24 protein-coding genes and 2 pseudogenes are annotated in these 24780 nt (G+C 46.6%); 2 read left to right on the top strand and 24 right to left on the bottom strand.

Annotation, left to right across the window (positions count from 1 at the left end; translation table 11 throughout):
- Positions 1-159: 159 nt before the first annotated feature.
- The 24 genes and pseudogenes from OCV63_RS04665 to OCV63_RS04550 all read right to left on the bottom strand — a co-directional run bounded on the left by OCV63_RS04665 (position 160) and on the right by OCV63_RS04550 (position 22144).
- The gene (locus tag OCV63_RS04665) at positions 160-1089 is read right to left on the bottom strand and encodes a transketolase family protein (RefSeq protein ID WP_158362402.1); all 930 of its coding nucleotides are present in this window, start codon (positions 1087-1089) and stop codon (positions 160-162) included.
- Complete coding sequence (locus tag OCV63_RS04660; protein WP_158362400.1) at positions 1079-1906, bottom strand: transketolase; 828 nt, start codon at positions 1904-1906, stop codon at positions 1079-1081. The genes OCV63_RS04665 and OCV63_RS04660 overlap by 11 nt, the downstream gene beginning before the upstream one ends.
- 24 nt (positions 1907-1930) lie before the next feature.
- Positions 1931-3202 (bottom strand): PTS ascorbate transporter subunit IIC, encoded by a 1272-nt coding sequence (locus OCV63_RS04655; RefSeq protein ID WP_158362398.1) that lies wholly within the window; start codon positions 3200-3202, stop codon positions 1931-1933.
- 23 nt (positions 3203-3225) lie between these two features.
- Complete coding sequence (locus tag OCV63_RS04650) at positions 3226-3516, bottom strand: PTS sugar transporter subunit IIB (RefSeq protein ID WP_158362396.1); 291 nt, start codon at positions 3514-3516, stop codon at positions 3226-3228.
- A gap of 21 nt (positions 3517-3537) precedes the next feature.
- Positions 3538-4605 (bottom strand): PTS sugar transporter subunit IIA, encoded by a 1068-nt coding sequence (locus OCV63_RS04645; RefSeq protein WP_262670643.1) that lies wholly within the window; start codon positions 4603-4605, stop codon positions 3538-3540.
- Positions 4584-5627 (bottom strand): BglG family transcription antiterminator, encoded by a 1044-nt coding sequence (locus tag OCV63_RS04640; protein ID WP_158362392.1) that lies wholly within the window; start codon positions 5625-5627, stop codon positions 4584-4586. Before OCV63_RS04640 ends, OCV63_RS04645 begins: the two co-directional genes overlap by 22 nt.
- Before the next feature lie 169 nt (positions 5628-5796).
- The gene (gene codY / locus OCV63_RS04635) at positions 5797-6573 is read right to left on the bottom strand and encodes a GTP-sensing pleiotropic transcriptional regulator CodY (protein WP_158362390.1); all 777 of its coding nucleotides are present in this window, start codon (positions 6571-6573) and stop codon (positions 5797-5799) included.
- Positions 6574-6754: 181 nt separating this feature from the next.
- Entirely contained in the window at positions 6755-8827 is a 2073-nt protein-coding gene (topA, locus tag OCV63_RS04630) for a type I DNA topoisomerase (protein ID WP_158362388.1), read from the bottom strand.
- A 47-nt stretch (positions 8828-8874) separates the two neighbouring features.
- Entirely contained in the window at positions 8875-9960 is a 1086-nt protein-coding gene (gene dprA, locus OCV63_RS04625) for a DNA-processing protein DprA (protein WP_158362386.1), read from the bottom strand.
- A 3-nt stretch (positions 9961-9963) separates the two neighbouring features.
- A complete protein-coding gene (locus OCV63_RS04620) occupies positions 9964-11511 on the bottom strand; it encodes a YifB family Mg chelatase-like AAA ATPase (RefSeq protein ID WP_262670642.1) in 1548 nt (515 codons plus the stop codon).
- A 234-nt stretch (positions 11512-11745) separates the two neighbouring features.
- Positions 11746-13707, bottom strand: a complete 1962-nt coding sequence (locus tag OCV63_RS04615) for a clostripain-related cysteine peptidase (protein WP_262670641.1) — start codon at positions 13705-13707, stop codon at positions 11746-11748.
- The gene (locus OCV63_RS04610) at positions 13704-14522 is read right to left on the bottom strand and encodes a hypothetical protein (protein ID WP_158362380.1); all 819 of its coding nucleotides are present in this window, start codon (positions 14520-14522) and stop codon (positions 13704-13706) included. Before OCV63_RS04610 ends, OCV63_RS04615 begins: the two co-directional genes overlap by 4 nt.
- Before the next feature lie 13 nt (positions 14523-14535).
- Positions 14536-15054 carry a LemA family protein gene (locus OCV63_RS04605; protein WP_262670640.1) on the bottom strand — a complete coding sequence of 173 codons (519 nt, stop codon included), beginning with the start codon at positions 15052-15054 and terminating at the stop codon, positions 14536-14538.
- Positions 15055-15175: 121 nt separating this feature from the next.
- A complete protein-coding gene (locus OCV63_RS04600; RefSeq protein WP_262670639.1) occupies positions 15176-15739 on the bottom strand; it encodes an isomerase in 564 nt (187 codons plus the stop codon).
- A 124-nt stretch (positions 15740-15863) separates the two neighbouring features.
- Complete coding sequence (locus tag OCV63_RS04595) at positions 15864-16598, bottom strand: LytR/AlgR family response regulator transcription factor (protein ID WP_158362376.1); 735 nt, start codon at positions 16596-16598, stop codon at positions 15864-15866.
- 77 nt (positions 16599-16675) lie between these two features.
- On the bottom strand, positions 16676-17302 hold the full coding sequence (gene sigK / locus OCV63_RS04590) for an RNA polymerase sporulation sigma factor SigK (protein WP_158362374.1): 627 nt from the start codon (positions 17300-17302) through the stop codon (positions 16676-16678).
- Positions 17303-17434: 132 nt separating this feature from the next.
- Positions 17435-17887, bottom strand: coding sequence for a YaiI/YqxD family protein (locus tag OCV63_RS04585; protein ID WP_158362372.1), 453 nt, complete (start codon positions 17885-17887; stop codon positions 17435-17437).
- Between the two features lie 18 nt (positions 17888-17905).
- Complete coding sequence (locus tag OCV63_RS04580; RefSeq protein WP_158362370.1) at positions 17906-18280, bottom strand: VOC family protein; 375 nt, start codon at positions 18278-18280, stop codon at positions 17906-17908.
- Between the two features lie 292 nt (positions 18281-18572).
- Positions 18573-18815 (bottom strand): DUF6718 family protein, encoded by a 243-nt coding sequence (locus OCV63_RS04575; protein ID WP_158362368.1) that lies wholly within the window; start codon positions 18813-18815, stop codon positions 18573-18575.
- On the bottom strand, positions 18805-19401 hold the full coding sequence (locus tag OCV63_RS04570) for a nucleotidyltransferase family protein (RefSeq protein ID WP_158362366.1): 597 nt from the start codon (positions 19399-19401) through the stop codon (positions 18805-18807). The genes OCV63_RS04575 and OCV63_RS04570 overlap by 11 nt, the downstream gene beginning before the upstream one ends.
- Positions 19402-19467: 66 nt before the next feature.
- Positions 19468-19674: a helix-turn-helix domain-containing protein gene (locus OCV63_RS04565; RefSeq protein ID WP_262670638.1), complete on the bottom strand. Its 207-nt coding sequence runs from the start codon at positions 19672-19674 to the stop codon at positions 19468-19470.
- Positions 19675-19762: 88 nt separating this feature from the next.
- A pseudogene (locus OCV63_RS04560) lies at positions 19763-20038 on the bottom strand (sigma-70 family RNA polymerase sigma factor); the annotation flags it as partial.
- 83 nt (positions 20039-20121) lie between these two features.
- A complete protein-coding gene (locus OCV63_RS04555) occupies positions 20122-20748 on the bottom strand; it encodes a helix-turn-helix domain-containing protein (RefSeq protein WP_158362360.1) in 627 nt (208 codons plus the stop codon).
- A gap of 100 nt (positions 20749-20848) precedes the next feature.
- On the bottom strand, positions 20849-22144 hold the full coding sequence (locus tag OCV63_RS04550) for an ATP-binding protein (protein WP_158362358.1): 1296 nt from the start codon (positions 22142-22144) through the stop codon (positions 20849-20851).
- A gap of 516 nt (positions 22145-22660) precedes the next feature.
- Here OCV63_RS04550 and OCV63_RS04545 point away from each other — a divergent pair.
- Positions 22661-23348, top strand: a pseudogene (locus tag OCV63_RS04545) (DUF1177 family protein); the annotation flags it as partial.
- An 18-nt stretch (positions 23349-23366) separates the two neighbouring features.
- Positions 23367-24767, top strand: coding sequence for a YfcC family protein (locus OCV63_RS04540; RefSeq protein ID WP_158362356.1), 1401 nt, complete (start codon positions 23367-23369; stop codon positions 24765-24767).
- Positions 24768-24780 lie beyond the last annotated feature (13 nt).

The following is a 24780-nucleotide window of genomic DNA, read 5'->3' as shown; positions in this document are numbered from 1 at the left end:
TTATCCTTTTTATTATTAGCACTCACTCACTACGAGTGCTAACTTACGGTTATTATATTAATGCTTTCCTCAAAATTTGTCAACCGCTTTTTTGGATTTTATGGTTTTTTTAGAAAAGGAAAAACCCCGCCATTCGACAGGGTTTTCCTTTTCTCCTATTTATACTTCTTCCAGTTTCTTTAATACATTTTCAACTGTCAGTCCGTATTTTTCTTTTACCGCCTTCAGCGATCCGGATTCTGTAAATACGTCTTCTACTCCTACTCTCGCCAATGGCGCATGTTTCGGCATGTCGCAAATAGTCTCTGCAACCAAGCCTCCCAGGCCACCTATAATGGAATGATTTTCGATGGTTACAATTTTTTCAACTTTCTCAGCTACTGCGCGAATCAATTCTCTGTCAACAGGCTTTACAGAAAAAATGTTAATCAGCTTTCCCTTTTTTCCTTTTTCCCTATAGGCTTCGAAACTCCGCATTGCCAAATCCGTAGTGGAACCCTCATAAATCATCGCAAAATCATTACCCTCATCTTCCAGCACAACTGCCTTTCCCATTTTCATCTGCTGTTTTACCGGAAGGTTGGGAACGCTGTCTCTGGCACATCGGATATACACAGGCCCGTTATATGCAAGAGCTATTTTTACCGCTTCTCTGAGTTCGTCCGGATTTGACGGAACCAGTACCTTCAGATTCGGCAGAACTCTCATCAACGCCAAATCCTCGTCCGCATGATGCGTCGCTCCGTCATAACTGCCGTCCATACCCGGATGCGTAGCAATCAGTTTTACATTGGCATTTGCATAGCAAATCTGTCTCAACTGTGTCCAGCAGGTTCCTGATACGAAAATTGCGAAATTTACGTAAAACGGGATTTTGCCTTCCGCCGCCATTCCTGCCGCTGCCGACATTGCGTTCTGCTCCGCGATACCAAGTTCGTAAAACCGTTCCGGAAAAGCCTCCTGAAATCGGTTGGTAGTCGTGGATTTGGCCAGATCACTGTCAATGACACAGATATCCGGATTTTTTTCTCCGTACTCCACCAGAACCTTTCCGACGAGTTCTCTCAGCGTAATCATATCATACTGCATGCGCCAGTTCCTCCTCTTTTTTCGTCAGATCCTTCATCGCAACCTCGTACTCTTCGTCACTCAGGCCGCTGGAATGCCATTTGGGTACATTTTCCATAAAGCTGACACCCTTTCCCTTTACTGTGTTCGCAACGATAAACGTCGGTTTTCCCTTTGTCTCTTTTGCTTCTGACAGCGCACCCAGAATCTGCTCCATATTATGTCCATCGATCTCAATCACATGATATCCAAAGCTGGATAATTTTTCCTTCAAGGGCTCTAGATTGAGAATCTCATTGGTGGGATGACCGGAAGACAGTTTGTTATAATCTACAATATAGACCAGGTTGTCCAGCTTATAATGAGCCGCAGCCATCAACGCCTCCCAGATCTGCCCCTCCTGCATTTCTCCATCTCCAGCTATCGCATACACTCTGTGCGTATCACCAGTCTGTTTTTTCATCAATGCCATACCCAGCGCCATGGAAAAGCCCTGTCCCAAAAGCCCTGTAGTACCGTCCGTTTCCGGAATATCTCTTGTGAAAGGATGACCCTGCAGTCTGGAATTAATCTGCCGGAAAGTAGGAAACCATGCTGGATCAATGATACCCTTTTCTGACAGTTCTGCATAAATTGCCGGTACAGCATGTCCTTTGGAAAGCACTACCCGTGTTCTTTCCTTTTCCCTGAAATCAACCTCATTTTCATAGATGGCTGTCAGAATATCAATTACAGAAAGGGCTCCTCCAACATGTCCCACTCCGGCGCGATATACCATTTCCACGATATGTTTTCGATTCTGATTTGCAAGCTTTTCCAACTGCTTTGCGTCTTTCATGTCTCTTATACCCTCCGATAGCTTTTACCATTTACCTAATGCTTTTCCGATGAAATTGAAAATAATTCCAATCAGATTGAAGTCAGTCTCCGGGAAACTTGTTCCGGAAAGTCCCACGCTCTGCATAATCGGATAAATAATAGCTGGTCCTACAGAAATCAAAATACCAGTAATAAATGCTCCCAGAACGCAACCCTTCCAACCGCCGCGCGCATTTCCGAATACACCGGCTGTAGCGCCGATAAAGAAAAACGGAATTGCCACCGGAATCATAACAGTTGTTTTCATAGCCGCCATTACAAACATACAAATCAGTCCTGCCACATATGCAGAGATAAATCCGAGTACTGTCGCAGTCGGTGCATACGGGAATACAACCGGGCAGTCCAGAGCCGGTTTTGCACCCGGGATAAACTTCTCTGTAATTCCTACAAATGCCGGAACAATTTCACCCAGGAACAATCTTACACCGGTAATGATTACATACAAACCACCGGTAAAGGTCAGGGTCTGCATCAGCGGCCATACCAGCCAGTGGGTTCCGCCTGCCAGAGTCTCAACTGCCGCTTTTCCCGCTACAATTGCAGCGATATAATAAATAATTCCAATAGACAGTGATACGGATACGATATAATCCTTAAACATGGAAAGCCAGCCGGGAAGATTGATATTCTCTGTGCTGTCCTTCGGATCTCCTACCTTACTTCCCAGCCAGCCTGAAAAAGCATACGCCAGGGTGCAGTAATGACCAATTGCAATCTCGTCGCTTCCCGTTACTGCGTTCATAGATTTCTGCGCAATCGCCGGGTACAGTGCCGCCGCAAAGCCATGGATAACCGAACCTACCAGAATTGCAGCCACGTCGGATAAACCAAGCGCTTTCAGAAGAACAGCCAACAATGCGGACAGAAACAGACTGTGACCTCCGGTCAGGAAGATATACTTAAACTTCGTAAATCTTGCAATAATCAGGTTACATATAAATCCGCCAACCATAATCAGAGCAATAACCATTGGAAACAGCGTCTGGGCTTGCGCTGTAATCGCCTCAGAAATCGGAGTTACACCCTCCAGCCCGAAAGCCGTTACAAACAGTGACTGGAATCCATTCAGTGCCCCCTGCGCCGCAGAAGATCCGATACCAAAAATTAAAAATCCTACAATTGTCTTAATGGTTCCGGCGATAACCTTTTCCGCTGGTTTTCTCTGAATCAGAAGGCCTGCCAGAGCCAGAAGGCCTATCAGCAATGATGCTTCTCCTAAAATGTCATAAACTACAAACTGTAATACTGCCATTTTTAATCCCCCTTTTTCTTCTGTTATTCAGTCTGTGCAAAATATTTGTCAAGTTCCTGCTGCAGATATTCCGTATCCATAATGTCTTTTACACCGATTACATAAGCCGGAGAATTTTTAAATTCATCAATCAAATCCTCCATTGTAATGATCAGGTCTACATTCTGCTGTCCGGCAAAACCGCTGAATGCGTCATGGGTCACATCCATCGGATATCCTTTCTTATCAATCAGCTTTTCCACCTTGATTTTCAGCATCATAGAACTTCCCATTCCGGTTCTGCACATAATCAGGCATTTTTTTCTGCGTGTCATAGTTGTTCCCTCCCTTCTTCCTTATCTGCTGCTTTCATGAGTTACAATATATGAAATAACGTCGGCAGGCTTCTTCGCCTCCTCCAATACAGCCACAAATTCTTTTTGTTCCAAAAATTCCGCCAAATCCTGAAGCGCTCCCAGATGCGACTCCGCATCTGTAGTTGCCAGCATAAAAATGTATTTTACGGGATCATTTGATTTGTTTCCAAAATTTACCGGAGTCTTCAATCTTACAAACGACATGGATGTTCTGATAACCCCGATTTTGTTTGTTGCATGCGGAAGAGCTACGCCCTTTGTAATCACGATATAAGGCCCTACCTCATTGACGTTATCTATCACTGCTTTTATGTATTCTTCTGTGATATCTCCTTTTTCTACCAGGAGTTTCCCAGATTCCCAAATACACGCCTGCCAGTCCTGACACTCTGCATCCAATCGCATGCTTTGTTCTTCCAATAATTCACTTAACATATACTGCTTCCCCTCTTTCTTTTTTCTTTCTTCCAATGGAAAATTTTTCAGCATCTGTTTCAGGTCATCCTCCTGATCGCGTCCTGCATAATTTTGAAGCAGATGCCCCAACCACTTCGCTGTATCGCTCCACTGGGCATAATTTTCCAGCGGCTTTTGTATATCAAATCCCAAATCCAGAAGTCTTTTGCCTATTCGGGCTATATCTTCTCTTTTAAGAACAGGACTTACCTGTACACTGTTGTACTCCTCCCTCAATGGAATAGTTGTAACAATCAAATCCACCTCTGTTTTTTTCAGAAACTGTTTTAATTGATGTTCTGCAACCGCACCTTTGATATTCAGACAAAATTTTTTTTGAAGCCCGGTTGCAACCAGTTCTGACGTTCCTATCCCGGTAGCACAGACTACCACCACATCGGCCAGCCTGCTTCTGTTCTGTTCTTTCCGATACATGGCTGTGGCAAAATGAAGCAGGATATACGCTATCTCATCATCACTGTCCACGATCATACCAGAGTCCATATCATTTCGGACTACACTGCAGATTTCCCTGTACAACTGTGGATAACTGCAAATCAATTCCTCCTTCAGTGGATTTTCCAGAAGCATACCGGATTTTTTCTGTATATACATACGTTCAAATGTTGAAGAAGACTTTCGTATAACTTCTCATCCTCTGAAAAATCACAGCCTATTCTCCTTCCCACAAGTGAAATCATACGGATGCAATAGTACTCCAGTGAAATATCGCCACTGCTTCTTTCTTTTATGGCAGCACTGGACTTTGCTCCAATATGAAGCGCCACATAATGGACTTCTGTATCAGGAAGCTCTATTTTAAAATTTTGATTGAGCCTTCCGATAATCCGCCAGGCCATCCGGTACTGAATGCTTTCCATATCTGCCCCAAATTTTTCAAACCTTTCTTCATAGCACCCTCCGCTGCGGAAACGTTCGATCGACAGTGCTATATGAAGTACCAGTGCCTCGTAAGCCACATCTGCAAGATATGTGGAAAATTCTTCTTCCGCCTCAGCCACTATCTGACGGATTTCCTCCAAATCCTCTTCCATGAACCATTGTCTGTAAACATCTGTGGCCTGATATTCATTTCCATGTTTTATCTGATTTAAATCCCGGATAATTTTAGCCAGGCTACTTCTTCGCTCCGCCTCATCCGCTTTTATACAAAGGCCTTTTCCTCTATCTCCCGCAAAAGAAATGTCGTTTTTTTCACAGTACTCTTTTATGGCCACAATATCCTTATTTACTGTAGCTCTGCTCACACAATACTTATCTGCCAGCTCCTGAATGGTGTTATATCCCTCCTGCCAGCACAAATCAAACAGCATCAGTAGCATACGTTCCTCTGCGCTTATCCGATCTGTATAGAAATCCCGGATATTCAAATCCGCTGTCGGAATTTGATTTTCGCCAATTGGCATAGACGCTACTTTATTTGTCACTTCAATGCAGGCTTTTCCCGTTTTTTGCTGCAGGTATTCGTTCAGTATCTGGATATCATAACGTACCGTACGCAGATGAATTGAAAACAATTCTGCTATTTTTTCCATATCCATGTTGCCGTCTTCTGACAACATTTTCAGTTCGTATTTTTGTCTAATATTCATATCTCATCCCTGTCCTTATTATCGCTTCTCCCTGGTCTTTTATCAAGTTCAACAATTTTCACTCCTATTTGGCCTGTAATTATACTATCTTTGCGCAAAAGCAAAAAACCATTTTACTATGCTTTCACATAATAAAATGGTTTTTATCCTTTCTCTTTTAACTTACCATCTAAGACTCTTTCTTCAGCTTCGCCAATTCATCGAACACCACGTCGTTCACGACCTTAATGTAGGTTCCCTTCATTCCGGAGGAACGGGATTCGATGACGCCTGCGCTCTCGAATTTGCGGAGGGCATTGACGATGACGGAGCGGGTGATGCCTACGCTGTCGGCGATACGGCTGGCTACCAGGATGCCCTCGTTTCCCTTCAGCTCGTCGAAGATATGGGTGATGGCTTCCAGCTCGGAGAAGGACAGTGTGCTGATGGCGGATTTCACGATCTGAACCTTCCGCTTTTCTTCCTCATTCTCCTCATTGACGGAACGCATCATTTCCAGGCCCACAACGGTAGTGCCATACTCGCTCAAGATAATATCGTCGATATCATACTGCTCTTTATATTTGTACAGGAACAGGGTTCCCAGACGCTCGCCGGCGATGTCAATCGGAGTGATGATAGCCTGATAGTCGCGGACGTTCTCAGACTCAAAGCCCAGGGTCTGCAGGTTTACATTTTCCTTGGTGGACAGGATGCCCAGGAGACGCTCATTCAACGCTTCGTCAATATGTGCACCAACCTCGTCCACGATAAGCTCTTTGATCTCCTCCACGCCCTCGCAGTGGCTGATACCCAGTACCTTGCCCTTCTTACTGATGACCAGAATGTTGGAATTCAGGATCTCTGTCAGTACTTCACAGATATCGTTGAATACCACTTTGCTGGAATTGTTGTTATGCAGCAGCTTATTGATTTTTCTTGTTTTATCCAATAATTGTACGCTCACTCTGTTCCCTCCATTGTATTTTCTTTCTGAAAGCGTGATTTCAAAAATGTGATTTCTCTCTTTTTCACTTTATTTTTATAACAACTCGGAATTTATATGAATTTTATCACAATTCTACCCGTTTTTCAAGCTATTTTTTCTAAATTTTCTGACTACTCAGCACTATTTGTACAGGCAATCATTACTCGTCTTTCTTCTTCGGCATCACATGACCGCAGGTCTCATTGGCGCAGACCAGCTTGTTGCCCTTTTCTACCATATAGCTGCCGCAGACCGGGCACTTCTCCTTCGAGGGCTTCTGCCAGGACATGAAATCGCACTCCGGATTGTTCTCGCAACCGTAGTATTTTCTTCCCTTTTTGGTTCTGCGCAGCACCACATCCTTTCCGCACTTGGGACAGGGTACTCCGATTTTTTCCAGATAAGGCTTGGTATTGCGGCATTCCGGAAAGCCCGGGCAGGCCAGGAAGCGTCCATGGGGACCATATTTGATCACCATATGGCGTCCGCATTCCTCGCAGACCACGTCCGTCACCTCGTCCTCAATCTTTACTTCCTTCAGTTCCTTTTCCGCAGCCTCCACGGCTTTTTCCAGATCCGGGTAGAAGTTCTCCACGACCGTCTTCCAGTTGACAGTTCCCTCTTCTACACAGTCCAGAAGTCCTTCCATATTTGCGGTAAAATCTGTCTCCACAATGCTGGGGAAGGCCTGCTTCATCATATTGTTGACTACCTCGCCAAGCTCGGTCAGATACAGGTTTTTATTCTCCTTGGACACATAGCGGCGGGCGATGATCGTCGTAATGGTGGGCGCATAGGTACTGGGGCGTCCGATACCCAGCTCCTCCAGCGTCTTCACCAGCGCAGCCTCGGTATAATGGGCCGGCGGCTGGGTAAAATGCTGTTTGCTCTCAAATTCCTTCAAGGACAGCTTCGTTTCCTTGCTCAGCCCCTTCAGCAGACGGCTGTCCCCTTCCTTTTCCTCGTCCTGTACATAGACGGACATAAAGCCGTCGAAGGTAACCCGGGACGCAGACATAGTGAAACGGTACTTTCCTCCGTCCACCTTTACCGAAGAGGTCTCATAGACTGCGTCTGCCATCTGGCTGGCCGCGAAACGCTTCCAAATCAGCTGATACAGACGGAACTGCTCCCGGGTCAGGGAATCCTTGACCGTCGCCGGAGTCCGGGACAGGTCCGTGGGACGGATGGCCTCATGGGCATCCTGAATCTTTTTGCCGCTGGTTTTCGTGTTGTGTCCGGCAGACACATACGTTTCTCCATAATTGGAAGAGATATAATCGCGGGCTGCCTTTGCCGCCTCCTCGGACACTCGGGTGGAATCGGTACGCAGATAGGAAATCAGGGCTACGGTACCGCTGCCCTTGATATCCACGCCTTCATAAAGCTGCTGCGCCACGCTCATGGTCTTCTGGGTGGAGAAATTCAGCGTCTTGGAAGCCTCCTGCTGCAGGGTACTGGTGGTAAACGGAAGCGGCGCCTTCTTTACGCGCTCCCCGATCTTTACCTCGCTGACCTCATAGGAAACTCCGTCCAGTTCTTTCAGGATCTGATCCATCTCCTCTTTGGAGCGGATTGTCATTTTTCCTTCCTTCGTTCCATAGAAATGCGCCTGCAGCGGCTTTTTCCCGCCATCTGTCAGAAAATCCGCGTCCAGCGTCCAGTATTCCTCCGGTACAAACGCGTTAATCTCCTCTTCCCGATCCGCAATCAGCCGGAGCGCTACAGACTGAACACGGCCTGCGCTTAAGCCCCGCTTTACCTTCGCCCAGAGAATCGGGCTGATTCGATAACCCACCATACGATCGAGCATCCGGCGGGCCTGCTGGGCGTTCACCAGATCCATATCGATCTCCCGGGCATTTTTCAGGGATTCCTTCACCGCGCTCTTAGTGATCTCGTTAAAGGTAATCCGGTACATTTTCTTTGGGTCCAGCTTCAGCGCCTGGGACAGATGCCAGGAAATCGCTTCTCCCTCCCGGTCAGGGTCGGTTGCCAGATAGACTTTATCTGCTTTCTTCGCTTCTTTGCGCAGCTTAGCAAGAATATCACCCTTGCCGCGAATGGTAATGTATTTGGGTTCGTAGTCGTGCTCCGCGTCAAAGCCCAGCTGACTCTTGGGCAAATCACGCACATGACCCTGGGACGCCAGCACCTCATAATTGGAGCCCAGGAATTTTTTGATGGTCTTCACCTTTGCCGGAGACTCTACGATAACCAGATTCTTTGCCATAATACTTACTCTCTTTCTTTGATATCCGCTGTCTGCTGCAAATGCCCCTAAGAAAGCGTATAATAATTTTTATATACTTCTTTTGCATAGCCTTTCATTTGCAGTTTTGCCATAATGCTTAAGACTTCGCCCGGCGGCATTCCTGTCTCTCCACAGATCTCCGCCAGGTTTTTGGCCTGCAAGCGTAAACAACTATACACCAAATTTTCTGACCTTTCAAGCATAATTTTATTTTTTTGCGTTTTTTCCCAGTTAAATTCCGGTAAAATATGGAGAACTTCTAACAACTGCTCTGGAGAAATGGCAATTCCCGCGCCCTGTCTTATGAGGTTATTGCAGCCCGCGCTTAAAGCTTCTCCCAGAGGTCCGGGTGCCGCGTACACCTCGCGCCCCTGCTCCAGACCGTAATCCGCTGTGATGAGGGAGCCGCTTTTCACTCTTGCTTCTATAATAAGTACCAGATCCGACATGCCGCTCAAGATCCGGTTTCGCAACGGGAAATAGTGTTTCAGAGGACGCACGCCCGGTGGGCTCTCCGAGATAATCCCGCCCCGCCGTTCCAGCTCCATATAGATATCCCGGTTGGATTCCGGGTAACACATGTCCGCACCGCCCGCCAGCACCGCAAAGGTGGCTCCGCCCTTTTTCAGGGCTCCTCTATGGCTGCAGGCGTCAATTCCCCGGGCCATGCCGCTTATAATCTGTACTCCGGCCGCCGCAAGCTCTCCGCCAAACCATTCGGAAAGATGGCGGCCATATGCGGTGCAGTCACGGGCTCCCACGATGGCCACTGCAGGCTTCTCCTCCTCCGGGAGGCTTCCCCGGACAAAGAGGCCGCAGGGCGCGTCCGGAATCCCAAGAAGTCGTTTCGGATAGGCCGGATCCACCAGGCTTACAAAAGTGAGTTCCAGACGTTTCAGACGCTCCGCCTCCCGCTCAAACTTCCAATTTTTCCGATTTTTTGCAAGAATCGTCAGCTTTTCCTGATTAGATGGGAAGCTCTCCGACAGCTCCTTTTCACTGCACCGAAAGACCTGTTCTGGGGTTCCATATTTTCCCAGCAGCTTGTGCTCCAGCCTGGGATCGTAGAAGAGGCTGCTGCAAAACCACTGCCAGTAATCTCTTTCCGTCATATGTTACGCCCCTTTCATCCACAGGTTCCGATCCGGCGGCCGATATCCCAGCGCCTCCAGAATGTGCCCTTCTTCTATCTTCTCTTTTCCTTCCAGATCCGCAATGGTTCTGGCCACCCGGACAATCCTATGATATGCCCGGGCGCTTAAATTTAATGCATCAAAAGCGTCGCCCAGCAACACTTTTTCCTTTTTCCCCAGACCGCAGTATGTTTCCGTATCGCCTGCGCCAAGCTGGGCGTTAAACCGGACCTTCAATCCCCGGTAGCGCTCTTTTTGCAGCTCATGGGCCCGCTCCACCCGCGCGCGGATCTCAGCCGTGGATTCTCCTTCCTTTTGCTCCTGCAGATCCTCATAGCTCACCGGCGACACATTGACGCAAATATCTATGCGATCCAGCAACGGCTGGGACAGCTTGCCAAGATACCGGACCACGTCCTGTTGGGCGCATTTACAGCGGTTCCGATCGGGATAATAACCGCAGGAACAGGGATTCATGGCCGCCACCAGCATGAAATCCGCCGGAAAGGTGTAGGTGCCCGCCGTCCGACTGATACAGATCCGCTTCTCCTCCAGAGGCTGACGCAATATCTCCAGGGCTGTCCGGCGAAATTCCGGTAACTCATCTAAGAACAAAATTCCTTTGGAACTAAGGGACACTTCCCCGGGGCCCGGCACCCGGCCGCCTCCGGCCAGAGCTTCCGCCGTGGTCGTATGATGGGGCGATCGGAAAGGACGCCGTAAAAGCAGAGACTCCCGCTCCGGCAGCAATCCCGCAATACTGTATATTTTTGTAATCTCCAGACTTTCTTCCAGAGATAAATGAGGCAGGATCCCCGGGATGCGTCTGGCTATCATGGTTTTACCTGAGCCGGGCGGGCCGATCATGAGGAAATTGTGCATGCCTGCGGCCGCAATCTCCGCCGCCCGTTTCACCCCGGCCTGGCCGTGAATCTGGGCAAAATCCTCCTGACTCACGTTCCGTTCCCCCTGACCGGTAAATAACGCCTCCACATCTACCACGGTCTTTTCCGCCTGCTCCGGATGCTGTAGAATCTTTATCAGCTCTTCCAGTTTCGACACACCCACGACCTCGATATCCTGAAACACTGCGCCCTCCCTGGCATTTACCGCCGGTACAATACAGCGATGAAGCCCCAATGCCTTTGCCGTTTCCACCAATGCCAGTACGCCGGATACGCCCAACACCTGACCACTCAGGCTCAGCTCACCCACAATCATCAGACCTTCCAGATTTTTCGCCGGAATCTTCTCCATGGAACCCAGAACCGCTGCCGCCACTGCCAAATCAAATCTGGATCCTTCTTTTCGGATGCTGGCCGGAGCAAGATTCACAGTAATGCGCTTGGGTGGCAGCGGATATCCCGTATTACGGAGGGCTGTCCGTACCCGGTCTGCAGCCTCCCGCACCTCGGAGGACAGATAACCCACCATCAGAAAGACCGGCATACCTTCGCTCACATCCGCCTCCACCCGAACCGGATAGCCTTCTACGCCGCCGATGGCCGCCGATAATACCTTACAAAACAAATCGTTTCCTCTCCCATCTTTTTCTCTATTCTCTTTTTCTTCTGTAAAAATGGAAAATCCGGAGAAACCCGGAATGATCTGACCTAAAGCATACCGCATTTTCGCGGAAAAATCCGCTGTTTTATACTTTTTTTAGTTTTTTCAGCAAAGTATACAACGAGTAAAATACGCTTTCGCGAATTTTGCTCGCGTAAAAGTACGGCCGCGCCACAGCGCAGCCGTCTTTCTCTGTCTTTATTCGTATACGGTCGTGGCAATTTTGCCTCCGGCGCAGTCAAAGAAAACTGCATCGGAATACGCGTAATTGTCCATGGCGTCCCGCATTTCATAAACCATCGAATAGGAGCCGTCCGGCAGTTCGATTTCCCCGAAGGAGGTATCGGCTGTCACTGTAAAGGTATCGACAGTATAAGCCTCAAATTCATCGTCGCCGCTGGCTGTAGCCATATACCAGATGGTCGTCAGCTCATCGCCTTCTTCCAACAGGCGCAGCTCCTTGTCCGCCATACCATTGTCATCGATGCCCTGGCGCGCGCCCAGGATACTCCACTCTTCTGTGTTAAAATCATAGGCTACCTGCAAATTATAGGCTTCGCCATTTAACAGAACCGGTACTGCGTACAGGTTGTAATCCTCACTCTCGTAACTCAGTTCCATGTAAGCCAGGTTGCCGTCGATGCTTCCCCAGACGCCCCGGAAATTGTCATAGAAGATACCGTTGTCCCAGTCTGCTTCCATGTCGTTGTCGGTACCCAGAAGCAGCATCACATCATTTTCCTCATCCACATAGTAGAGAGAGAAGCCGATACCTGCCAGGATATCGTCAGCCTCCGGCCCCAGGGTCAGGTAGGATACGCCGTCCCCGTTCACATCCAGAGCCTTGCCGTCCCAGTCTGTGCTCAGCAGGTTCTCCACCTTCGGAAGCTCTGTGAAATCCATATCCGCGATGTATTCCATACCAGAGTCATCCAACTCGCCAGTCAGCTCATAGGCATAGAAATACTTAAAGGCAAGGCCTGCGCCAATGCCCGCGTAGCCGTTGAAATCATCCACGTCGCCATTGTAGGAATAATAGCAGGACAGACCGGTCGCCTCACTCCGGTACGGACCGCCCACCCGGTAGAGCACGCAATCATCCAGGGCGTCCAGCACACTCTGAGCAGATCCCAGCATATCGGCGCTCTGACGGGCCATATGGCCCAGATCCACCATGTTCGTGTATCCCTGCTCCTTCGTATTCCCGCCATAGTTCTCACTCTGTACAGCTGCCCGGGCAAACTGGGAGAAAAAGCCCGGATCGGTGCAGGCTGCAGACAGAGCCTCCGCGCCGAAGGTCTCATAAGCATCCAGAAGCGGTCCCACCCTGGTCAAATCAGTCAGGGACAATGTCGTGTTATCCTGGGTGCCAACCTCTTCACAGCCTGCATAGTAGGCGTCACAGATAATCTTACCCAGCTCCTCGCCATCCATATCAGGATTCTCTGCCAGAGCGCCCACCCACTGGGAATAATACCAGCCATTGGCCGGTTCTGTCTCCTCGGAAGCCACCAGATAATGAGCAAGGTCTGAGAAAGCATTGGCCACGTCCACGGTCGCCATCAGGCAGGTGTCAAAGCCGATCAGCTCCAGGGGCGGATTTTCCTCGGAGGGATCCCAGATACTGGAAAATGCCGCGTACATCTCATCCAGAGTCAGCGAATCGTAACCGTATATTTCATCAAAGGATGCTCCCGATACAGAGCCGCCACCGTGATTCCAGAATACCACCGCGGTCTTTTCCGCCGGATAATTGCTCCTCGCAAAGCTCAGGAAATCAGCCAGCGTTTCTGCCTCTCCCATGCTGGCCGAAGGCTGCTCATCCACCAGATTCAGGCCTTCGCTGTTATAGACCCAGCGCTGCAGCTTGGACGCGTCTACCACGTCGTTCTGCCACTCGTTCGCGCCGCCGGTCTCAATGACCACATTTACATTTTCCGGAAGTTCTACTTCCATAAGCTCCGCCAGATCACCGGTGGCAAAGCCGCCGCCCGACTCCAGATCGCTTCCACACAAATACCAGTAGACGGACCAGGTCCCCTCTTCCCCGGAAGCCGCGCTCGCCGTTTGCGTTTGTTCCTCCCCGGTATCATCTCCACAGGCACACAGAGACAACGTCAGAGCGCAGGATAAAAATAACGCTATCCATTTTTTTCTCATACCCATTCCTCCTTCGCGGCCGGATTCATCATTTTCATCAGTTTTTTAGCCAGCGTGTGAAGCTTTTTCTCTTTCTTCTCATATTTTTCCAGATATTCTTCCACGCTGGGCTGATCCCGGTCAAAGGACGGGCCATCCACCTTCCAGTTCACTTTTCCCCAGTAGGGATGCTGGAAGCTGATAGTAATTTTAAAATTAGAGACCGGGCCCTTGGCGTCGAAAGTGGGAGCGTCCAGTGTGGTCAGACGCCGCGGTTCATTGCCAATGACCGTGGGCATGGGACTGCCGCTGCGGGTACGCTGACGCTCCGCCGCATCCTGCCGCTGCAGCATCCACTGGAATTCCTGCCGCTGCAGCAGGAACTGCTCGATCAATTTCGACATGGAACGGGCTCTCTCCGGCGCGTCGCTTTCATGACATTTCAGATTTTCCTTTCCGCTGGCGTAGATCGTCGTGCTGTCTTCCTTAATGGTAAAGGATTTAATCGCAGACGCTTCGAACACCAGCGCCCGCTCGTCATCTCTCAGGCGCAGCAGCCTGTGATCGGTATCGAGAAGCAGGCTTCCGCCGCCGAAACCGAAATCGTAACGCCAGGTCTCGGTAAAGGTGTCCCGCAGGGTCTGATTGTTGTCATAAAAGGTCAGGTACTCCCGGAACCGTGCCAGGTTCATCTCATTCACTGCGCCGTCCGGCAGATCGATTTTCCTGTCACATTCCTTGCAGATAGGCATGTCCTCGATCTTTGTGGGCAGCAGACGCGGGGTCGGATTGCCACAGATTGGACATACTTTTTTATGATTGCTGAATAATCCCATAGATTTCCTCCTGTTATCCCATTTCCAGATAGGCTTTTTTATGAAAATGCAGCAGTCGGGCCGCCACATTTACCGAAAACAGCCGTATGGTTCCGTTATATTTCGATACAGTGTCATTGTAGATCAGTCCGCTGGTATGCAGCATTTTTTCGTAGCTCTCCGCGGCATTCAGATATTTACGATAACCCGGTTCTTCCTGTACCTTCGGATATTGCTCCGCGATCGCCTGCAGTACCTGCCGGATCTCCGAAAGCAGTCGTTCCTGTCCGGCCGCCTGAGCCGGATCGCTCTCCGCCGTAACCATGCCACGCTCTGCCCGAAGCCGGTCAGCCTTTTCCCCCATAGCCGCATCATAGGCTTCCGTCAGTTCAAGAAGAGCTAACGTCGCGTCATACCAGGACGAAAGCTGTACTCCAATCTGGCTCATGGCATTTTTTATATTCTCGTCCAGCACGACTAGTCTTCGCTGCACGGAAATCAGCCAGACAGCAAGTAAAATGGCCAGCAATGCCACAATAATTCCTATTTCCATACATTTCATTACCTTTCCTGTCGAACCTGTTCCAGACAGCCCTTACAGATACAGTGTTTCTGAATTTAAAAGCAGCGGATGCGGACTAAGCCGCATCCGCTGTCCGGATTCAGATTTTTATTTACTGCATGAAATACAGTCCGTTGTAACCGGTTGTATCAGACAAAGCAATCATTACGACGCTGCCGTCATCCTGCTGCGCAAATGCGCAATAATATCTAAGTTCACTGCCATTGTTATCAAAGTATACGCCGTATCCGGTGCTGTCAGCCTCGTAGGTGCCGTCCATTTCTCCGCCACCCTGTACCATCTTGGCTGTGCCGTCTGCATTAAACACAAATTCCAGTTTTCCGCCATACTGCTCCAGTGACGCCGCAATCTCCTCATCAGTCAGCTCTTCGCCGTCCACGCAGCCGCCCGTGAAGCTCCAGGTAGTATCTGCCACATCGACCGGCTCAGTCATCATATCGATACTCCAGAGAGGACCGTCGTCGCCTTCCGCGAATTCTGTATCCTCTGCTGTCTCATCCGTTGCTTCCTCGACATCCTCAGTATCTTCCTCGGTGTCTGCGGCCTCCTCGGTAGCTGTTGTATCAGCCTCTGCTGCGTCGTCAGATCCTCCGCAGGCTGCCAGGGACAGAACTAACATGGTACCTAAAATCAGTGCTAATACTCTCTTCTTCATAACAATTTCTCCTTTTCCCGTTTTTTCTGCGGCTCTGCCGCTTTCTGATTTCAGTGTACCTGATTTGACAAAAAAAAGAGCGATTCGACATGAATCGCCCTGAATCTGCTTTCAATCTTCCTTTTTAAATCACTACCTGCTGACGGTCAAACAGATATTCCAGATAGTGGTTCTTGATATCCGAATATTTACCATGGGGAATGGGAATTTCTTCCTGATTCTGCATCACAATACTCTTGAACGAAAGGTTCCCAATATAATCCATATTGATGAGATAGGAACGGTGCGGACGCAGAAAATTTCCATAGGCGCCCAGCTGTCCGGCCAGTTCATCCAGCCGCCCCTGGCTCTCCAGCGTCTGACCATCCTTCATATAGAAGAGAAGGGTTCGGCCTCTGACCTCGCAGTAAACCAGTTTTTCCAGATCAATCCTTGTAATTCCGGTCTTACAACGCATAATCAGACTCTTCTGCTCCGCTTTTTTACACTCGGAAATGACCGAATCCATCAAACGGTAGAAACTCTCCTTCCAGATGGGCTTCAGTTGATAAAAGTATGCGCCCACCGTATAGGATTCCACCGCATACTCCGCCGAAGAGGTCAGAAAAATAATTTTCACCGCCGTATCAATCTCCCGGATTTCCCTGGCCGCGTCCATGCCGCTCTGGCCGGGCATCAGAACATCCAGAAACAGGATGTCGAAATGCATACCTTTCTCCAGCTCCGCCAGAAGCTCCAGGGGACTCTGAAAGGCCGCATACTCTATCTCTCTGTTATTCTCCACGCGATACTGATCTACCAGAATCTGCAGTTCCTTCAACACGGACAGATCGTCGTCACAAAAACCTATTTTCACCATATCCGGCTTTTCTCCCCTCTTTTGTGTATCCGGCATTTGTCGCTTCTATTATAAGCGGACTGCTCTGGCAGATCAAGTTATTCCTGCGGAAAATATTCCCGCAGCTTCAGCAGGGCGTTTTTCTCGATCCGGCTGATGTAGGACCGTGAGATTCCAAGCTTCGCCGCGATCTCACGCTGGGTGTACTCCTTTCCATGATAGAGGCCGTAGCGCATCACCAGCACAGTCCGTTCGCGCTCGGTCAGGATCTCCGAAAGCAGCCCATAAAGCTTCCGGCTGTCCTCCTTGAGACAGACCCTGGAAAACGCGTCCCGTTCCCCGCTCTCCATGATGTCTAAAAGATGAATTTCATTGCCCTCTTTGTCCGTGCCGATGGGATCATAATAGGAAGTTTCCCGGGCGGTTTTCTTTTTGGAGCGGAAGTACATCAGGAGTTCATTCTCCACACACCGTGCTGCATAGGTTGCAAGCCTTGACCCCTTCCCGCTGTCGAAGGTCGTCACAGCCTTGATAAGCCCGATGGTCCCGATGGATATCAAATCCTCCGTCTCTTCCCCTGTGCCCTGGTATTTTTTTACAATATGCGCCACCAGACGGAGATTGCGCTCCACCAGAATATCGCGCGCCTGCCCATCGCCCTCTTTCAGCCTCTGCAAGTAATACTGCTCCTCTTCTGCCTCTAATGGTTGCGGAAACGTCTTCAAAAAAGGCACCTCGCGGGCGGATTTATCTTATCTTATGATAAATCCGACCGTGAAGTGCCTTTCCCAGTTGATTTGGGCCAGTACGATTTATTTTCTTTGATAAATTAGCCTCATCAAGGTTATTCCACTTTTCTATCTTCCATTCTGTATCATCCGTAAAAGTTTTTCAAAAGACTTGGTAAAGCGTATATCATCATCTTCTGTACGCTTTCTCGGTCCTTTCAGATGATTCTTATGAGAACTTCGTCTTGCCTTCTTATTCAGGTGCCGCTCCATAAGCAACTGGTCGATATTTTCGTTCGTATACCACTTACCGGATTGGTGAATAGCATACGCACCTTTTCCAAGAGCCATAGCAGCTACCCCATAGTCCTGCGATACTACAACATCACCTTTATGGCAAATGCTAATCAACTTATAATCTACGGCATCTGCTCCTGCTCCGACAACAATTACTTCGCTATAATCAGAAGTCAGCACATGGTTCGTATCACACAGCAATGTGGTTGATATGTTGTATTTCTCTGCTATTTTCTCTACAATACCTACTACCGGACACGCATCTGCATCCACAAATATCTGCATCCCTTGCCCTCAATTCTGTCATTCTTTGTAATTCACAGGTGTTCGAACCTCAATCAGGTTTCCCGATGGATCATAAAATCTTACAAGCTTCTGTCCGCCCTCCAGCTCCATCAATTCTGTAACATAAGTTACAACCTCTCGGCCAGTCTCCAGTTTCTTTATGATACCCTCTATATCATGATCTACAAAATAAAGTTCTGTCCTGTTGTTATATGGTACGGTATGTATTTTTGTACTGTCGTACCATACATCCGCATCCTGCAATACCAGTCCCTCTGACATAATTACATTGCCTTCCAGTCTTGTAACCACACGCAGTCCAAACAGTTCCTCATAAAATTTTATAGACTCTTCGATATCGTCCACAATAATCAAAACATTTTTCAAACTCATGAATTATGCCCTTTCCACTTTTTGAAGCTGCGTCGTAATGACAGCTGTGAAGTACTCCTACCATACCTATAGATTCATTCGAACCTTTTCAAGCAACAATACATCTGCCGGAAGCCTCTTTCTCCATTATTTTTCTTCAATCCCCTGCTACTAGTATATTCTTTTCCCCGCTCACTTTCAAATGTTTTTATCATAACAAACCTTTTTGATTCGGTATCTTCTCCGGAAAAAGTAAGAGGCTGCCGCTCAATCATCTGTTTTTGATGATTTTGCGACAGCCCCTTACTTTTTCTTATGCAACATTCAGTTTTGAAACCCGATCGATATATTCTTTCATATCCTCTATATATTCATATGGTGCATACTCTGGATAAATATCCGGTGAATCCAGTACTACTATCTGCACCCCTTCTGCCCGAATCGCTTCCAATGTTCCCGGCAGACATCTTGCCTCATTCGGTGTTTTGCAACTGTAGGCTATGCAACCCTGCTTGTCAAAAATCTTTGCAATTACATAGATTTTTTTATCTCCCATTCTGCTCACCTCTCAATTTTTTCAACTGTTCTACAAACTCCTCTTCATTCTGTATCATACCTGCCTTATAACTCTGATACATCATTCTTCCAATTTCAGCGGTATCATACTTATAGATGTACCGATGGCTCCATACATTAAACTTGAAATCATCACCGCACCAAAGCTGTATCTCTATCGGATAGGCCAGATTATCTCTTTGATAATATAAATGTATTGCCCGATATCCATCGTCTACCTTTTTCCCTTTTCTCAAATCTACCACTCTAAAATATTCTGGAAAGCTCAGCGGATATTCATCCATGCGTAATCGAAACCCTAACACATCATTGAAGCACTGTTTAAATCCACCGTGATTTCTTAAGGTTTTTTCATACTTTCTGTAAATAGAATCGTCGCTTTTAAAACGAGATCCAATCAAATTTTCCTGAATCAGAATATCCACATAGTTTGCTCTATATTTTCCAATATCCTGAATTATTTTTTCCAGAGGTGTCTGGCTTAGTGAAATCTGTTTTAAGCTTTGTCCCAAAGTGGACGTATAGGATAACTCGTCCAAAATTTCTTTTGAAATAACCTGTTCCATTTTCACCTCTCCAAACTTCATTCACTTTATTATACTACATTTTCATTTATAATCCTAACAACATTTTTAAGATATTTCAATGCTTTCTTTAAAATACCTCTCCCATGATCCCCTCTTTACCCGTATCGTTTCGTTTTCCCACCCTCTGAGCGTTCTCGGATCAATTCCAAGCTGTCTCGCAAACGGTTTCTTCTGAAGTCCCAGCCTTTCCCGATACTCTCTTATCAACCTTCCCTGCCCCGTATACAGGAATTGAGTATATTCGTCCAGCAAATCCTCCACCGGAATCTGATATAGCCCAGCCAGCATAGCTGCCCGTTACCCACAGGTACATCTTTTGCCACCTGAAACGCGTTTATGATAGGATAACATTCTCCACACACCGTGCCGCGTAGGTTGCAAGCCTTGACCCCTTCCCGCTGTCGAAGGTCGTCACAGCTTTGATAAGCCCAATGGTCCCGATGGATATCAAATCCTCCGTTTCCTCCCCTGTTCCCTGGTATTTTTTTACAATATGCGCCACCAGGCGGAGATTGCGCTCCACCAGAATATCGCGCGCCTGCCCATCGCCCTCTTTCAGCCTCTGCAAGTAATACTGCTCCTCTTCTGCCTCTAATGGTTGCGGAAACGTCTTCAAAAAAGGCACCTCACGGGCGGATTTATCTTATCTTATGATAAATCCGGCTGTGAAGTGCCTTTCCCAGTTCCTTATACCACTAATTATTTCCTTTGGCTTTTGTCTATTAAAAGATTAGTACAAGTTGCCGCTGCAATATAGATTACTAAAATAATAACCTCTAACACCAAGGTATTGTATGGGCGAGGATAGAAGCTTACCGCAACGCTTACGATAAATCTAATTAGGAAATAAAGACCCAACCATGCAGAAATTTTATAGAATTTTCTGCGAAAGTTTTTCGTTTTTTCTGTTGCGCTGGATACTTTCTTCTGATACGTATATTCAAACCCGCCAATGGCTGCAACAAACGGCAGGAAACTTAGAAATGCAAAAAACACATTTTGAAGAATGAACGTTGTCATAAACTGCATCAAAAGTATCATCACTTCAAGTGTCACCAGATAGATCATAATCTGACCAAGATTATCGTTTTGAACTTCTTTTACTTTTGGCAAATCATTGTCACTTTGGTAATCCTCGTTCAGTAAGTAATCTGTTGTAACACCAAACAGCTTGCTGAGTTGAAGAATGTTATTTGCATCAGGCATCGCAGTCCCTGACTCCCAACGAGAAATAGCTTGCCTTGAAACATCCAGCTTTTCAGCCAAATCTTCCTGCGACATCCCATTAGATTTCTTTAATCCGATAATTTTATCTGATAGCTTCATTTAAAAACCTCCTTTGCTTCTATGGTTTCATTGTAGATAACACTACCAAGAAACTCCACCACATCAGCTTTACATATCCGCAACAAGAGTTTACATTGTATTATTTTTCAAGAATTTGCGGGTCAAGAAGGAAATCATAGATATTCACGGTCAAAATACCATAGTTATCATAGTACGGCTGTACAATATCTTTTGTAATAACAATCTTCTTGAAAGAATCGTCTATCTTTCTAAACGGTCTGATTTCCTGAGTACGTTTCGCTTCATCAGGTAATGAATAAGCTGATTGGATATAATATCTGGAAGAACCGAGATTGCATACAAAATCAACTTCCAGCTGTTTACGAGTTACCTTTCCTTCCTGGTCTTTCTCCGCAATGGTAACAACGCCAACATCCACGCTGTATCCACGCATACGTAATTCATTATAAATCACATTCTCCATGGAATGTGTCTGCTCAAACTGACGGAAGTTAATCCTTGCATTGCGAAGCCCAAGATCAGAGAAATAGTATTTCTTTGGAGTTTCAATATATGCCTTACCCTTGATGTCATATCTCTGCGCTAATTCAATAAGGAAAGAATCCTCAAAACAATCCAGATATTTCTTGATCGTTTTCGAAGTGATTTTGGACTTTTTTACAGTCTTAAAGGTATTTTTCAACTTCTCAGGATTGGTCAGAGAACCAATGGCAGAGGAAAGGATATTCAGCAGGTCTTCCAGTTCTCCAATATTTTTAATACGGTTACGTTTGAAAATATCCCGAATATAAATTTCGCTAAACAGGTTTTGCAATGCTGTCGCCTTATCGCCGGTACCTTCACGAAGAACAACCAGTGGGATTCCTCCGTAAAGCATATATTCAGACAATCCCATATACTTGTCACCTTTGTAAACAGACATAAATTCCGAAAAACTCAGTGGATACATATGGACTTCATCTCCACGTCCGGCAAACTCCGTAACAATATCTTTGGACAGGAATTTTGCATTACTTCCGGTTACGAATACATCCATATTATCTTTACGCAGATAACCATTCAATACAGATTCAAAGCAATCCATCAGCTGAACTTCATCCAAAAGCAGATAATACATTCCATCCGTGGTAACTTGGGAACGGATATATGCCATAAATTTCTCCGGATCAACTCCACGTTTTTCTTTTTCAATCTTGATAAGACTTTCGCCAATCAAATACAAGTCATCTGCGGAGTCAAAAGCAAAACGAATAATATGGTCAGCAGGGACACCTGACTCTAACAAGTGATTATAGAATATATTATTCAGCAGATAGGACTTTCCGCATCTGCGAATACCTGTAATCACCTTAATCAAACCATTATTCTTTCTTCTAATCAATTTATCTAAGTAAAAATCTCTACGAATCTCCATACGATAACCTCCTCGGGAAAGATTTTTGCAACCTAATACATTTTTCTGTTCTACATTACCATATCATAGCCTTCAAATCAATATGTATAGCCGGTTTCAGGAAAGATTTTTGCAACCTGATACATTTTTCTGTTCTAAAACATATTATATGCTTCAATCAGGATATTATCCCTGTATTCGCTCATTGTTTTATTCTGTTTTTACAAAGGAAAAGCAGCCACAATGGGGTCATCCAAATCAACCCCTGGTGGCTTATTGAGAACAACCAAAAAGTCATTACATTATTCTTTCTATCCTGTACACTGAAGGTGTAACCAATACCTCAGAGAAAGGACCAAGAATGAAAGATTTAACTTGTAATGACTCTGTGAAGTTGCAGCAGGGAGATAACTTTTTAAATAAATTTGTGCAAAAAGCACAAAAGTAACGATGCTATTCGGATTTTTCGTATATTGACTTAAATGAAAGAAATATCTAAAATTTAAGTAACAAAAAAACAGGGAGGAAAATGATGATGAAAAAGTGAAGGCATATCTGCTGTCTGTTAATCCGCAGGCAGATGTAACAGTGTATCCTTTACATGCTCCGAAAGGAAAAACTGATATGATACGGATTAAGATTCCGGGAACAAGAGGAAAGAGTAAAGGAATGGATGCGCCGACAATCGGACTTCTCGGTCGCTTGGGAGGACTCGGTGCCCGCCCTGAAGTAACCGGTTTTGTTTCTGACGGAGACGGGGCACTGGCTGCACTTTCTGCGGCGGCAAAACTTCTGGATATGCAGAAGAACGGAGATTATCTGGAAGGAGATGTGATTATTTCCACTCATATCTGTCCCGATGCGCCTACAAGACCTCATGAACCGGTTCCGTTTATGGATTCGCCGGTGGAAATGGCACAAGTGAATGCAGAAGAAGTGTCTGACGAGTTGGATGCGATTGTATCGGTGGATACTACAAAAGGAAATCGAATTATCAATCATCGCGGTATCGCAGTTTCAAATTGTAACAGAACGCGCTGTTGCAGGGTGTGCAACAGGAACCACACAGTTTGCTGATGTGGAGGCTGCCGCAAGATTTCTTGTGGAAACGGCAAAAGACTTCGGAAGAGGTGTGTGCAGTTTTTATGACAAGGAAGATTATGCAGAACTTTTGCGCCGTTATGGCAGCTTAGCACATTTGCAGACAACAGGATGCAAAAATTAATTTAGGAAGGAACAAGAAATGAAAGAGAAGCAAAAGAAACCTTTTAAAATCCCGCATACTTATGTTATTCTGGGTATTATTATTGTAATTATGGCAGTCCTGACCTGGATTGTTCCTGCAGGTGAATTTGACAGAGTTGTAGATGAGGCATCAGGAAGAACACTGGTTGTACCGGGATCCTATCACGAAGTGGAGGGAAATCCGGTGGGACTGTTCAGACTTCTGACCCTTGTACAGGAGGCAATGATTGACTCCTCCGGTATTATTTTCTTTATTTTCTTCGCATATGCTTTTGTGTATATGCAGATGAAATGCGGAGCGTTTGATGCTGCTGTCGGTGCGATGCTGAGAAAACTGCACGAACATAAAATGTTTATTATTCCGCTGTTTATGTTGATTTTTGGGCTTTGCGGCTCCACTTTCGGTATGACCGAAGAAACTTTCGGATTTATCCCGGTATTTATGGGAATTGCCGTGGCATTACGATATGATGCTCTGGTTGGCGGGGCTATGGTATATGTCGGTGTTATTACAGGTTTTGCATCTGCGACAGTTAATCCATTTACAATAGGCGTAGCTCATACCATTGCGGAACTTCCGATGTTTTCAGGACTTTGGTTCAGATGTATCGTATTTGCAGTATTTATGTGTGTATCCATGTGGTATGTGATGCGTTATGCGAAAAAGGTGCAGAAAGAGCCGAGACTGAGTATTGTAAAAGATGTGGAACTCAGTGCAGAAGGTTTATCCGAAGAAGAACTGATGAAAACCGAGTTCACAGTTAAACATAAAATCAGCATGCTGCTGTTTTTGATCACTGTAATTTTAATTATGTTCGGTGCAATCAAGCTGGGCTGGTACATCAATGAAATTGCCGGTCTTTTCCTCGGTATGATGATACTGGTCGGACTGATTCAGGGATATAATTTCAGTGAAATTGCGCAGATTTTTATTGAAGCCTGCCGTGATATCATGTTCGGTGCGCTGGTATGCGGTGTTGCGAAAACCATTCTTCTGGTAATGCAGGACGGTATGATTATAGATACCTTTACCAATGCTATTGTAGGCATTGCGGATACCAACAACAAGTATCTGTCTGCCTTTATGATGCTGATTACGCAAAATCTGCTGAACTTCTTCATTCCGTCCGGAAGCGGACAGGCTGTAACCAGTATGCCTATTATGGTTCCGATTGCAGATATGGTAGAGCTTCCGAGACAGGTTGCAGTTCTTGCTTATCAGTTCGGAGACGGCTTCTCCAATATGATTTGGCCGACTTCTGTTGCAACATGGTGCGGTATGATGAAACTGCCGATGGACAAATGGTATAAATTTGTACTGCCGCTGGGCGGAATCCTTTTGGCGTTGGAGACTGTATTTATTATGATTGCTACAGCAATCAACTACGGTCCGTTCTAAACAAGGAGAAAAG

Source organism: Laedolimicola ammoniilytica, from assembly GCF_025567165.1.
GTDB classification, from domain to species: domain Bacteria; phylum Bacillota; class Clostridia; order Lachnospirales; family Lachnospiraceae; genus Laedolimicola; species Laedolimicola ammoniilytica.
The sequence above is the reverse complement of the archived record's forward strand: the minus strand, read 5'-3'. Positions and strand labels throughout refer to the sequence as shown.